The sequence below is a fragment of the Butyrivibrio sp. NC2007 genome (assembly GCF_000421405.1).
Lineage (GTDB): Bacteria > Bacillota > Clostridia > Lachnospirales > Lachnospiraceae > Butyrivibrio.
Genome location: NZ_ATWY01000027.1, coordinates 16,002 through 29,544 on the forward strand (window position 1 = coordinate 16,002; position 13,543 = coordinate 29,544).

The following is a 13,543-nucleotide window of genomic DNA, read 5'->3' on the forward strand; positions in this document are numbered from 1 at the left end:
TAAAACTGCGGCAGACAGCTAGGATATAGCCGCTGGGACATGAGAAAATCAAGAACAACAGATTGCTCCCGGCCAAAATTTGTGGCAAATAGCTAGGTTATGGCCACCAGGACATGAAAAAAGAGTGCAGGAGCTAGCTTTGAGCATGACTGTGGCACAGAATTGGAACTTCCGAAATCACATTTCTTCATGACCCGCTTAGTGACAAAAAATGCCCTGGCAAATGAATGTCAATGGCACCGTGGAATACCGCAGCACGCATTTTGCTAGGATATGCCGCGAAAGGCCATTGATATTCATTTGCTAAGGCATACACTTCCTAAGCTGCGAGTCATGAAGGCGGGAGTCAAAGAGAACCGTCCCCAGTGACTCATTGCGTGCAATGAGACAAATTGAAACGTCCCCAGTGACTCAAAATGAGTCAAACTGAAACGTCCCCGGTGACTCACTTTGCTTTAAATCCTTCTTCAATCGTACTTCCGATAAGTTCTGTTCTATCGGCCATTCCTGAATAGCATGTGGAAGGATAGACGTAGTAACTGTTGATCTCATCATTATCAGCGTGATAAACAGTAACTCCGTTCATATCCATGGCTATCATATTGCCCTTATCAAAAGGCACCGGAGTAATGTAATAGCCGGCTGTCACATTCTGCTTTGCAAATACCATATCGTCAGTAAAATAGTTATCTATCCAGCTGCAGAAGTTTATCAGGATAAGTCCCGAAAGTGCAATCAGGATAAGGTTCTTTTTCCTGAACATAATTTCCAGAGCATCTCCAATTGCACACAGCGGCAGAAGGAGCAGGAACGCCAGGGCATATCTGATAAACGGCGCTGTCATGAACCAAACGGCGATGTTTACAAGAATAGTCAGGTAAAAGATAAGTAAGGCGGGCCTAAAGCTCTTTTCCCTAATTCGGAAGAACGTCACAACACCAAGTAACATAAGGCCCACAGCCTGTGAGTAGATCAGCATTTCCTCGTAGTGCTCCTTGGCTTCCCACCACAGAGGGAGCCAGCTCGATACCGGATCATCCACCTTTGTTACGTTGAAAAGACATCTTCCCCAGACCTTTATCTGGTCTGAATCATGTTTCATATATTCTACAGGAATCTTCCAGACCACATCAAACAGATCAATTGATGCCACCGGATAAAAGAGCCATCCCGAGAGGATCACGTTTCTGACAAGGAACGGCAAAAAGCTCAAGAACCCGATCAAAAGGTAAGATATAAGCTCCTTCCACATTTTCTTTTTCACAAGCATGACAAACGGTAAGATGGCCAGAACCACCAAAAATGCTGCCGAGAGCTTCATGCTGACGGTAAATATAGAGAGGACAGAAAGGTACCCGTAGGTTCTTATGTCACGGTTCTCATCGCCGGACTTTTCTTCTGCATAGCAGATCCACTCACTCAGGATAAAGAGCACCATGAACATGGTTCCGTAGTCCGTGGCAGGTGACTGAAGCCCTGATAAATTGGTCATTGCATAGATCAAAATCGCAATCCTTGAGAAATCGCCTCCGTGGCGCTCGTGTTCTTTAAACTCATAGAGACCGTAAACAGCGTGAGCGCAAAAGAGCACCATGAAAAATCCGGTCATGGTATGAAGCGGACTACTGAGCATAAATCCAAAGGTGAACAGTGCGCACAGCGGAAGATATGAACTGTTATAAGCGAAGTGAAGCTGCAGATTGCCAAGACCTTTAAGCACGCCGTACTCCTCAAGCAGGCGGATTGCCTGGGCGTGATAGATGCCGGTGTCGGTGTGGAAGGTTCCGCGGGAAGTGCAGAAAGCTCCGATCAGAACTATTACGGCAAGGATGATGAGCCTCTTTTGGGAAAAGAAATCACGAAGTTTTGAAAAGAGCTGTCCCCTTAAAAGGAAGATGCACAGCCCTGTGCCAATGAGCATTATCAAATGGCAGATGAGCCCGATTTTGTAAAATATACTGAAGGTCTCCGCATAGACTGTAAGGGTGACAAGTCCTGTTACGCAGTTCCTTGCTATTGATGTATTGTCTGTGTCAAACAGCCATTTATCGACTGCCGTTCCGATGGCAAAGGCTATTATGAATATATATACCCAACTTAAGATAACAACTAACACGGCTTTTTCTCCTATTTGTACTATGTTTCGATTATACCCCAAACCTTGAATAGTTGCTATAAATCTGCTACAATGTCCTTTAGACTTTGTCTAGTATAAAGGGATTAGTATGCCCTTTTTTAGGAGATAAAATATGAGTATTCTTGACAAGATTATTGGAACACATTCACAGAGGGAACTTCGCAGGATCAACCCAATCATTGATTCTATCGAAGCCTTGAGACCTACCATGCAGGCTCTTTCGGACGAGGAGCTGCGTGCTAAGACAGACGAGTTTAAAAAGAGACTGTCAGAGGGCGAGACTCTTGATGACATCATGCCCGAGGCTTATGCGGTTGTGCGTGAAGCCAGCAAGCGAGTTCTTGGTATGGAGCACTTCAGGGTTCAGCTCATAGGCGGAGTCATTCTTCACCAGGGCAGAATTGCCGAGATGAGAACCGGTGAAGGTAAGACCCTTGTGGCTACACTTCCTTCATATCTTGAGGCTCTTACAGGTAAGGGCGTTAACGTTGTTACAGTAAACGACTATCTTGCTAAGCGTGATGCCGATCAGATGGGTCAGGTACACAGGTTCCTGGGACTCACTGTTGGCTGCGTTCTTAACAGCATGACCAGTGAGGAGAGAAAGGCAGCTTATAACTGCGACATCACATATATTACCAACAACGAACTTGGATTTGACTACCTTCGTGATAACATGGCTATCTACAAGGAACAGTGCGTTCAGAGAGGCCTTAACTACTGTATCATCGACGAGGTAGACTCAATCCTTATCGATGAAGCGCGTACTCCTCTTATTATTTCCGGTCAGTCCGACAAGTCCACCAAGCTCTATGAGGCCTGCGACATTCTGGCCAAGCAGATGACCCGTGGTGAGGACATGGAAGAGCTCTCCAAGATGGATGCCATCATGGGAGTTGAGAGAGAAGAGACCGGTGATTTCATCGTCAACGAGAAGGACAAGATAGTAAACCTGACAGCGCAGGGCGTTGCTAAGGTTGAGAGATTCTTCCGCATAGAGAACCTTGCTGATCCCGAGAACCTTGAGATCCAGCACAACATTATCCTTGCTCTTCGTGCCAATAACCTTATGTTCAAGGATCACGACTACATTGTTAAGGATGACGAGGTACTTATCGTAGATGAGTTCACAGGTCGTGTTATGCCGGGACGTCGTTATTCAGACGGTCTCCATCAGGCTATCGAGGCCAAAGAGCACGTTAAGGTTAAGAGAGAGTCCAAGACTCTTGCAACCATCACCTTCCAGAACTTCTTTAACAAGTTTGACAAGAAGTGCGGAATGACCGGTACTGCCCTCACAGAGGAGCAGGAGTTCCGTGATATCTACGGAATGGACGTTATCGAGATTCCTACCAACAAGCCAGTTCAGAGAATTGACCATCAGGATGCGGTTTATAAAACCAAGAAAGAAAAGCTTAACGCAATCTGCGACGCAGTAGCAGCATCTCATGCCAAGGGACAGCCTGTACTGGTTGGTACCATTACCATTGAATCTTCCGAAGAGCTTTCAAGAATGCTTAAGAGAAGAGGCATCCAGCACAACGTCTTAAATGCCAAGTTCCATGAGCTTGAAGCTGAGATCGTAGCAGATGCAGGTAAGCATGGCGCCGTTACCATCGCCACCAACATGGCCGGCCGTGGTACTGATATCAAGCTTGATGACGAAGCAAGGGCAGCAGGCGGACTTAAGATCATCGGTACTGAGAGACACGAGAGTAGACGTATCGATAATCAGCTGCGTGGTCGTTCCGGTCGTCAGGGAGATCCCGGTGAGTCCAAGTTCTACCTTTCACTTGAAGATAACCTCATGAGACTCTTTGGTTCAGACAGACTTATTTCAATGTTCAATGCACTGAAGATCCCTGAGGGACAGGAGATTGAGCACTCATCTCTTTCAAAGGCTATCGAATCAGCCCAGAAGAAGATCGAGTCCAACAACTATGCAATCCGTAAGAACCTGCTTGAGTATGACCAGGTCAACAACGAGCAGAGAGAGATCATCTATGCAGAGCGTAAGAAGGTTCTGGATGGAGTATCCATGCGTGATTCCATCTACAAGATGATCACAGATATTGTTGAGTCCTCAGTTGAGACAGTTGTGGGAGAGGAGAACGATCCCGATAACTGGAACATCGCAGAGCTCAATGAACTTCTTCTTCCTACTGTTCCGCTTAAGAAGATCACCAGAGGAAGAATTGATAACCTCACCAAGGCAGGTCTTTTGCAGCAGCTCAAGGAAGAGGCAGTTAAGCTTTACGAGTCCAAGGAAGCAGAGTTCCCTGAGCCTGAGACCATCCGTGAGATTGAGCGTGTCATCCTCCTTAAGGTCATCGACAGAAAGTGGATGGACCACATCGATGACATGGATCAGCTCCGTCAGGGTATCGGACTTCAGTCATATGCCCAAAGAGATCCTAAGCTTGAGTACAAGCTTGCAGGTTATGAGATGTTCGACGACATGACAAGGAACATTGAGGAGGACACAGTAAGACTCCTGTTCCATGTTCATATTGAAGAGAGAGTAGAGCGTGAGCAAGTAGCCAAGGTTACCGGCACCAACAAGGATGATTCTGCGCCCAAGGCTCCTATCAAGAGAGCTGAGGCCAAGATTTATCCCAACGATCCATGCCCATGCGGAAGTGGCAAGAAGTACAAGAACTGTCACGGTAGGGCGTGAGCGCCGGTGCTTAGTAGTTAATTTATAGGAGAGAGAATTTTTTATGGTAGTTTTAGATCAGATGAAGGTTGAAATCCAGAACCTTCAGGATACATTAAAAGAAGTAACGGCTTCACTGGACCTTGATACCAAGAAGAAGATCATCGAGGAGCTTTCCCGTGAGATGGAAGAGCCGGGCTTCTGGGACAACGCAGAGAAGGCCAACAAGAAGACAAAAGACCTAAAGAACATGCAGGACCTTGTTGAAAACATTGAGCACCTCAACACACAGTACGGCGATATCATCGATCTTATCGATATGCAGAACGCTGAGGGTGTAGATGATGAGGACATGGCTGCAGAGATAAGAGCTGAGCTTGATGACTTTGAGAAGACTCTTGAGGACATCCGTATCAGCAATCTTCTCAACGGACCTTATGATAAATATGACGTAATCCTTCGTCTCAACGCCGGAGCCGGCGGAACAGAGGCTTGCGACTGGGCTAGCATGCTCTATCGTATGTACACAAGATGGGCAGAGAGAAAGGGCTTTACCATTGAGACTCTCGACCTTCTTGACGGTGACGAGGCAGGAATCAAGTCAGTTACTTTCCAGATTTCAGGAACCAACGCTTACGGACTTCTTAAGTCAGAGCACGGTGTTCACAGACTTGTCCGTATCAGTCCTTTCAACGCACAGGCTAAGAGACAGACATCCTTCGTATCCTGCGATGTAATGCCTGATATCGAAGAAGACCTTGATATCGACATCAATCCTGATGATCTTCGTATCGATACATACAGATCAAGTGGCGCCGGCGGACAGCACATCAACAAGACATCATCTGCCGTACGTATCACACATATCCCTACAGGTGTTGTAGTTGCCTGCCAGAATGAGCGTTCACAGTTCCAGAACAAGGATAAGGCTATGCAGATGCTCAAGGCCAAGCTCTTTGTAATGAAGCAGGAAGAACAGGCAGCCAAGCTCGCCGGAATCCGTGGCGATGTCATGGACAATGCATGGGGCAGCCAGATCAGATCTTACGTACTCCAGCCATACACCATGGTTAATGATACACGTACAGGCTACAAGGCATCCAATGCCGACGGCGTACTTGACGGAGACCTTGATCAGTTCATAAATGCATATCTCAAGTGGCTTGCAACAGGTGGTAAGCCTGTTGGAGAGACAGAAGAAGCTTAATCGATTTAGACAAAATGCAGTCCGTAAGGGCTGCATTTTTTTATGACCTTTTTATTCACCTATGATTTATTTTTTGATACAATTACATTTAAGGAGTATCAATTATGAGAACAATTAAAGCCGCCAAAACGATAATGAGCCTTGTGAACGACTTAAAATCAATGAGTCGTGAGGAAAAGGCTGATTTCTACCAGTCCAAGTGTGACTACTATCAGGGCATAGTAGAGCTTGGTCTTGTTGTGTCTGCGGTTACGACTATTTTCTTTATCTATTCGGATTATATGATCAACGGATCAGCGCTTCCTACGCTGATTCCCAGACTTTCAATCCTTATTTATGTGGCAATATTCTTTCTTGTTACACATTACTTTCCAAACAATCACCGCGTAACTGTTATTATGGACTTTTTCCTTGGTCATGGTATGGTCATCGCAGCCAGCTGGACGGCGTATAACCTGATTGACAGGAGTAATTCCATCGAAGGAATCATCATAGTCAACCTGATCTGGCTTGTGGTGGGATTTGCTGCAACTACGCGCGATACCATCATCAACGGTATCATATTTATCATAGAGATTGTGATCACCAATACTTTCAACCACTACACGAACTATAGCCTTATCATGGCGCTGGAGATTCCAATTATTATCGGAATCATGTTCGTCCACTATGTAATGACCGCTTACTATCTGGATCACTACAGAGTAACTCAGAAGCTCGAGCTGGCCATGGTAACCGATCCTCTGACTCAGGTTTACAACAGGCATCTTTTGGAGAAGATCATCTCCGAGAACACTATAAATGATGTTAAGCCGGGAGAGCATATAGCTGTAGCTCTTATCGACATTGACGACTTTAAGAAAATCAACGATGAGAACGGCCACTACACCGGTGACCTTACTCTTTTATACATGGGACAGAAACTCTCCAAGGAGACCCATGATAACGACTATGTAATCCGCTACGGCGGCGAGGAATTCGTTCTCATTTTAAGAAACTGTGACGTCAACAATGCCTGCGCACGCATGGAGCAGTTCAGGCAGGACATTGCAAATGCAAAAGACACACCGGTACCATTTACAATTTCGGTAGGTGTGTCATGCTATACAGGTGATTATTCAAAGACCCTTCAGAACGTGGACAATGCTCTTTACAAGGCCAAGAATACCGGCAAGAACAAAGTCGTTGTCATGTAATGAAGTCGCATCAGTAGAGCGCAGTAACATCGGTTATTTCGCCGCTCTCCACCTTGAAGCTCCAAATGGAATGCCCCTGGAGCCTGTGCTCTGTTAAGAAGTACGTATCATCCACCTTGGAGATGTTATAGGGTGTGCCGCCGCCCACGAAGTACTGTGCGTAAATATCTTCATAATCCCCGCTTTTCAGCTTATCAAGGGATGAAGTGCGGATAAGTGTGGCGTAGTCCTGATTGCCCGTAATATCCGTGGAAACAGTGATATAAAACATATCGTCAATGGGAGTTATCTGTACCATTCCGGCAAGCTCGTCCGGGACCGGATAGCTCTTTTTTATATTTAAGGTCTTGAGGTCGCACTGAAGTATCTGTGGCGTAGCGCCTGTGGCTGATACTCCCGATACGAAGTAAATGTCGTCTCCGACGATGGTAAAAGACCTGACGTAGAGGCCGGAGAGTTGATCGATCTTTCGCACTTCAGTTAGATACATCCTGGTTGAATCCGGCGTATGCCTGAAACAATACAGTTCGCCTGTGCTGGAGCTCCACACGTAGAAGGTGTCAGAAGTCTCATCATAGGCTGTAAAGTGAGGTCTATTGCCAATTTCATAAAAGCTTTGAGTGTTGATGAATTTGTTATCTCTTTTCTCAAAGACCAGGACCCTGTTGTTCTCGGTGTCTTCCACCATATAGACGATCCCGTCGCTGGCCATGGTGTGAGGCTGTGTTGCCTGATCACACATGATCTGCCATTCATTTAAGGGAATTCCGAGGTTGTCGGTGTAGATGATCCGGTTGTGATAGCAGTCAACGATAAACCAAAGGTCATCAGTCTTGGTGACATAGGTAGGGACACTAAGAGCCGAGTCGTAGTTATTTATGACAGTATAAGAATCAAAGGCACTGTCAGGATCTTCGCCGGCTGCTGTCAGCTCTGATTCGCGGAGGTACTCTTTTCCGTCATAGGGAGCAGCCTTTTCGGGCGCAGAAGGCTCTTTTGCACATCCCGTAAGAGCTGCGCACAGCAAAAGACCTGTCGCAACCAGGGTAGAAATTTTATTTAGTTGAAATGTCTTTTTCCTTGTAAGCATATGATTATTCTAGCACAACTAAAGTGCACAAAACATAACAAGTTCATGGTATGATTAATGTAGCGGGTATAGGTTGTTAGCCAAACAGGAGGGTGTATATGGTTACGATCAGTCTTTGCATGATAGTCAAAAACGAGGAGAGTTGTCTGGAGAAATGCCTTAAGAGCTTAGAGGGCATTGTTGACGAGATGATCGTGGTGGACACAGGCTCTACGGACAGGACCAAGGACATTGCCAAAGCGTGCGGTGCCAAGGTGCTTGACTTTGCCTGGACCGGGGACTTCAGTGATGCCAGGAACTTCGCCTTTGCTCAGGCAAACTGTGACTATATATACTCCGCAGATGCAGACGAGGAGCTGGATGAGGACAACAGGCAGCGCTTTATGGAATTGAAGGCCGACCTCTCCGAGCTTGATATAGATATCGTGCAGATGTACTACTGCAATCAGCTTCAGTACCGCACGGTTTACAACTTTGACAGAGAACTTCGCCCTAAGCTCTTTAAGAGAGTAAGACATTTTGTTTGGGAAGACCCAATCCACGAGCAGGTGATCTTAGATCCCGTTATCTGCAACAGTGAGATTGAGATCATCCATCGTCCCAAGGAGAACCACGCAGGGCGCGACCTCGAGACCTTCAGGCGCACCATCGCAGGCGGAAGACGCCTTTCTAAGAGACTCCACGGAATGTATGCAAGGGAGCTCTTTATGGCCGGAACCGACGAAGATTTCCTTAAGGCAAAAGAGTTTTTTACTGCGTCCGCGCTTGATACCACAAGAGGACTTGATGAGATCAAGGAAGCCAGCTGCGTCCTTGCCCACATCGCTGTTATCGAGGATGACCTGGCTGCGCTTCTTAAGTATACATTGAAGGACGCCATCACCGAGATGAGCAGCGAGATGTGCTACGAGCTCGGGGATTACTATTTTGGCAAAAAAGATATCGATGAAGCCATAGTCTGGTACTACAATGCAGCTTATGAATGCAGCAGCATTCTTGATATAAAAAAGAGCGGAAGTCTTCCACGTCTTGCGCTTGCAAAGTGCTACCACGAACTTGGGAACGAGGAGCAGGCAAGGGATTACGAGAGAGAAGCTTCTGAAGTTGAAGAAAACACTGATTGAGCCTATAATGATATTCGTATTATTATGTTTATCAGCGGAGGCATGTTATGCAGATTATAATTGTGGGCTGCGGAAACGTAGGACTTACACTTACACAGCAGCTTAGCAAGGAAGGCCACAACATCACTATCATTGAGGAAAAGAGTAGTGTTGTACAGGCAGTAGTAAACAACCTGGACGTCTTGGGTATCGTTGGAAATGGCGCCAGTTATTCCATAATGAAGGATGCGGGCATCGAGACAGCAGACCTTATGATCGCGGTTACAGATTCAGATGAGCTGAATCTTCTTTGCTGTCTTATAGCCAAGAAAGCCGGTAACTGCCATACTATTGCCAGAGTCCGCAATCCCGTCTATAACAACGAGATCAATTTCATCAAGGAGGAGCTTGGACTTTCCATGGTCATCAACCCTGAGGAAGCAGCAGCTTCTGAGGCAGGCAGACTCCTTAAACTTCCATCAGCAACTAAAATCGAGACCTTTGCCAGAGGTAGAGCAGAGCTTGTGCGCCTTGTGATCGACGAGAACTCAAGGCTCTGTGACATTGCGCTTAAAGATATTCCGTCAGACCTTAAGAAACAGGTAATCATCGCAGTTGTTACCAGAGGCGGCGACGTTCACATCCCGGATGGTAACTTTATCTTAAGAGCAGGGGATGAGATCACAATCTTTGGCTCCAGCAAGAATACCGTAAGCTTCTTTAAAAAGCTGGGTCTTCCTTCAGCCAAGGTACATTCAACCATCATCATCGGCGGTGGAGAGACAGCTTATTACCTTGCCATGCAGCTTATTGCACTCGGTATTAAGGTAACCATCTTCGACAAGGACCCTGTAAGATGTAAGGAACTGACGGATATTTTGCCTCAGGCGCTTATCATCAACGGAGACGGAACCGACAAGGATATGCTTCTTGAAGAGGGCGTAACCAGAACTGATTCCTTCGTATCCCTCACAAACCTTGACGAGGAGAACATCATGCTCTCTATGTATGTAAAGAGCATCAACCCCAAGGCCAAGCTCATTACCAAGGTTCACAGGGTTACCTACGGTGATATCATCGGTTCTCTTAATATCGGAAGTATCATTTATCCCAAGAACATCACAGCTGATAGGATTGTTCAGTTTGTTCGTGGTATGTCAGCATCCAAGGACAGCAACATTGAGACTCTTTACAAGCTCAATGACGACAAGGTTGAGGCCCTTGAGTTCATCGTAAGAAACGGAAGCCCAGTTATTGGCAAGCCACTTTCTCAGATGAAGATCAAGAAGGGCGTTCTTATCGCGTGCATCAACCATTACGGCGAGATCATTTCACCTTCCGGTGACAGCGTTATAAGGGACAGAGATTCTGTCATCGTTGTAACCACACTGGCAGGATTAAAAGATATAAGCGACATATTGGAGAATTGACATGAATTACTCGATGATCAGATTTGTGCTCTTTAGATTGTTCAGAGTCTTCGGAGCTCTTTTGGTACTGCCTTTTTTGGTGGCGCTGATTTATAAGGAATATGACAGCGCAGAGGCGTTTTTTGTGCTGATACTTATCAGCATTCTCATTGGATATTTAGGATCGTTCAAAAAGCCGGCAAATACAGTTATCTATGCTAAGGAGGGCTTTACCATTACAGCTCTTGCCTGGATAGTAGTGAGTATGCTTGGCGCCATCCCTTTTGTTGTAACTGGAACAATTCCCAACTATATTGATGCCTGCTTTGAGACAGTATCAGGCTTTACAACAACCGGAGGCAGTATCCTTACCTCAGTTGAGCAGATTGAGAAGAGTGTTCAGTTCTGGAGAACCTTCACTCACTGGATCGGCGGAATGGGTGTTCTTGTCTTCCTTCTTGCTGTTGTTCCCATGGCGGACGGCTACAGCATGCATCTTATGAGGGCAGAGAGCCCGGGACCTGTTGTAGGTAAGATTGTTCCCAAGGTAAAAGATACTGCTAAGATCCTCTATCTGATTTACTTTGGCATCACGGTGCTGGAGATCATATGTTTAAAGATTTCCGGTTTATCACTTTACGAGGCTGCAACCATCACCTTCTCTACTGTAGGTACCGGAGGATTTGCTGTAACAAATGCAGGAATCGGTGGTTATTCAACGGTTTCGCAGGCAGTGATCATCTTATTCATGGCTTTATGCGGAGTTAACTTTACTGTTTATTATTTCCTCATCAACAGAAAGCCCAAGGAGGCTTTTGCCATAGATGAGGTCAAATACTACTTCGGAACCATGGCTGTGGCAGCATGTCTTATAGCCATTAACATCTACAGGGCAGGAGTTTTGGATTCAGCAGGAATGTGTTTCCACCACGCACTGTTTGCAGTTACATCAATCATGACTACTACAGGATTCGGAACTTTGGACTTTGATAAATGGCCGGAGTTTTCAAGAGTTCTTTTGATGGGACTGGCTCTTGTCGGTGCCTGTGCAGGATCTACAGGCGGCGGATTTAAGTTCTCAAGAGCCCTGATTGTCATCAGAAATGCGAGAAATGAGCTGAACTTCCTGGTACACCCCAAGGCAGTAAAGAGGGTGTTCATGGACGGTCATGCTGTTGAAGGAACCACAGTTAAATCTGTTTCAGCTTATTTGGGATTGTATGTTATCACTTTGGTGGTTTCGATTTTCCTGGTATCGCTAGATAACTTTGACTACCAGACAACTGTTACATCGGTAATTGCTACACTGAATAACATTGGCCCCGGACTCGGTATGATTGGACCTATGGGTAACTATTCTGAGTTCTCATATTTCTCCAAAATCGTGCTAATGTTCGATATGTTGGCGGGTCGTCTGGAATTGCTCCCGTTCTTCATAATCATGAAACCGAAAACATGGAGACGATAACAAATATAAAAAAACTATAAACTATTTTTATAAAAGGCATTGCTAATTGTGTCCAAATTGTGATAAACTTATAAAAGTTTTTAGACTAGAACGTTTAAGTAAATGGAGAGAGTCTTATGAATAGGACGAGGAAAGCAGCTATTGCAGTCCTTGTCATGTTCCTTATCGGATGCATAGCTTTTGCAGGTTTTGCTGTTTATGCTGATAAACAGACCAGCACAAATAACGACGGAGATTGCTATAACGCAGTTACAGAAGCGATTCTCGGACTGGCTGGCATTGACCTTGATAAAGAGGCCGATGATGTCTTGGGCGACAAGAGATTATCGCAGAAGCTTATAGTTACTACAGATAACGGCGCTGTTATCTCCAGTGGAACAGTGACAAAGATTCAGGATGATTTTTATCCTGATAGCTATAAAATAACATTTTCAAAGAAAGCAATTCTGACATCCAGAGCAGTTGTGGAAGTTACCATGGATATCAAGAAGGGCGAAGAAGTATATATCCTGATCGGTGACAAGGATTCAGGCTACACAGAATATGCCTGTGTAACAGCCAAGGAAGACAATCTTGTTTCCTTCGACACCAATATCCTTCAGGATTACACACTCAGTAAGACAGACATTAAGAGCGCTCAGGAAGCCATGGCTGATATCTTCTCTTCAGATACAGGCGCTTCAGACAGCTCAAATAATTGATTCATTAATTTGCTATAAGTCCTCTTGGCTGCATGATGCAGCTGGGGGGATTTATTTTTGGTTTTTTACAGCCCCGCACGCTGTTTATTGTAGTTCAAAAAGATATCGGAGCCAAGGGCTGCCCGGGCGCTTGAAATGCAGCGCCCAGCGTACTGTCCCTTGACTCCGGTATCTTTATGAACATAACGGTCACTAAGCGGGGCTGGTTAAAAGGGGATTGTGGCAAGGTAGATTCTGTGGCAAAAAGGCAGGATATTGGCTCCAGGACATGAGAAAACAAGCAAAAGGGGATTGTGGCAAGCCGGAATCTGTGGCAGGAAGGTAGGATATTGGCTCCAGGACATGAGAAAACAAGCAAAAGGGGATTGTGGCAAGCCGGAATCTGTGGCAGAACGGTAGGATATCGTCTCTGGGACATGAGAAAACAAGCAAAAGGGGATTGTGGCAAGGCAGAATCTGTGGCAGGAAGGCAGGATATTGGCTCCAGGACATGAAAAAAGCAAGCATGGAACACTGAATATCGAATTCATTACTGCTTGTTGAAGATTTTTAATCTAGGACAGTAGTGCCTCATGG

Annotated in this window: 9 protein-coding genes; 7 read left to right on the forward strand and 2 right to left on the reverse strand. The window is 45.7% G+C overall.

The window, feature by feature from the left end; all coding sequences use genetic code 11:
* Positions 1-445: 445 nt before the first annotated feature.
* Entirely contained in the window at positions 446-2,116 is a 1,671-nt protein-coding gene (locus G632_RS0116550) for an LIC_10190 family membrane protein (protein WP_022770634.1), read from the reverse strand.
* 133 nt (positions 2,117-2,249) lie between these two features.
* Here G632_RS0116550 and secA point away from each other — a divergent pair, with 133 nt between their 5' ends.
* From secA to G632_RS21510, 3 genes are all read left to right on the forward strand, one after another.
* Positions 2,250-4,814 carry a preprotein translocase subunit SecA gene (secA, locus tag G632_RS0116555; RefSeq protein ID WP_022770635.1) on the forward strand — a complete coding sequence of 855 codons (2,565 nt, stop codon included), beginning with the start codon at positions 2,250-2,252 and terminating at the stop codon, positions 4,812-4,814.
* Between the two features lie 43 nt (positions 4,815-4,857).
* Positions 4,858-6,000: a peptide chain release factor 2 gene (prfB, locus tag G632_RS0116560; protein ID WP_022766830.1), complete on the forward strand. Its 1,143-nt coding sequence runs from the start codon at positions 4,858-4,860 to the stop codon at positions 5,998-6,000.
* Positions 6,001-6,104: 104 nt separating this feature from the next.
* Positions 6,105-7,196 (forward strand): GGDEF domain-containing protein, encoded by a 1,092-nt coding sequence (locus tag G632_RS21510; protein WP_022770637.1) that lies wholly within the window; start codon positions 6,105-6,107, stop codon positions 7,194-7,196.
* Between the two features lie 10 nt (positions 7,197-7,206).
* Here the strand turns inward: G632_RS21510 and G632_RS20540 are convergent, their stop codons facing one another.
* Positions 7,207-8,286, reverse strand: a complete 1,080-nt coding sequence (locus G632_RS20540) for a hypothetical protein (protein ID WP_022770638.1) — start codon at positions 8,284-8,286, stop codon at positions 7,207-7,209.
* 98 nt (positions 8,287-8,384) lie between these two features.
* Between G632_RS20540 and G632_RS20545 the strand changes: the two genes are divergently transcribed.
* The 4 genes from G632_RS20545 (at position 8,385) to G632_RS0116590 (ending at position 12,967) form a co-directional block, all read left to right on the forward strand.
* Positions 8,385-9,410, forward strand: a complete 1,026-nt coding sequence (locus G632_RS20545) for a tetratricopeptide repeat-containing glycosyltransferase family 2 protein (protein ID WP_022770639.1) — start codon at positions 8,385-8,387, stop codon at positions 9,408-9,410.
* Between the two features lie 47 nt (positions 9,411-9,457).
* The gene (gene trkA / locus G632_RS0116580; protein ID WP_022770641.1) at positions 9,458-10,819 is read left to right on the forward strand and encodes a Trk system potassium transporter TrkA; all 1,362 of its coding nucleotides are present in this window, start codon (positions 9,458-9,460) and stop codon (positions 10,817-10,819) included.
* 1 nt (position 10,820) lies between these two features.
* Positions 10,821-12,266, forward strand: a complete 1,446-nt coding sequence (locus G632_RS0116585) for a TrkH family potassium uptake protein (protein WP_022770642.1) — start codon at positions 10,821-10,823, stop codon at positions 12,264-12,266.
* A gap of 116 nt (positions 12,267-12,382) precedes the next feature.
* The gene (locus tag G632_RS0116590; RefSeq protein ID WP_022770644.1) at positions 12,383-12,967 is read left to right on the forward strand and encodes a hypothetical protein; all 585 of its coding nucleotides are present in this window, start codon (positions 12,383-12,385) and stop codon (positions 12,965-12,967) included.
* Positions 12,968-13,543: the final 576 nt, after the last annotated feature.

What these genes read in the sequence shown, in the direction of transcription:
- secA (WP_022770635.1), top strand. Translation starts at nt 2,250, where the DNA reads ATGAGTATTCTTGACAAGATTATTGGAACACATTCACAGAGGGAACTT.
- prfB (WP_022766830.1), top strand. Translation starts at nt 4,858, where the DNA reads ATGGTAGTTTTAGATCAGATGAAGGTTGAAATCCAGAACCTTCAGGAT.
- G632_RS21510 (WP_022770637.1), top strand. Translation starts at nt 6,105, where the DNA reads ATGAGAACAATTAAAGCCGCCAAAACGATAATGAGCCTTGTGAACGAC.
- G632_RS20540 (WP_022770638.1), bottom strand. Translation starts at nt 8,286, where the DNA reads ATGCTTACAAGGAAAAAGACATTTCAACTAAATAAAATTTCTACCCTG.
- G632_RS20545 (WP_022770639.1), top strand. Translation starts at nt 8,385, where the DNA reads ATGGTTACGATCAGTCTTTGCATGATAGTCAAAAACGAGGAGAGTTGT.
- trkA (WP_022770641.1), top strand. Translation starts at nt 9,458, where the DNA reads ATGCAGATTATAATTGTGGGCTGCGGAAACGTAGGACTTACACTTACA.
- G632_RS0116585 (WP_022770642.1), top strand. Translation starts at nt 10,821, where the DNA reads ATGAATTACTCGATGATCAGATTTGTGCTCTTTAGATTGTTCAGAGTC.
- G632_RS0116590 (WP_022770644.1), top strand. Translation starts at nt 12,383, where the DNA reads ATGAATAGGACGAGGAAAGCAGCTATTGCAGTCCTTGTCATGTTCCTT.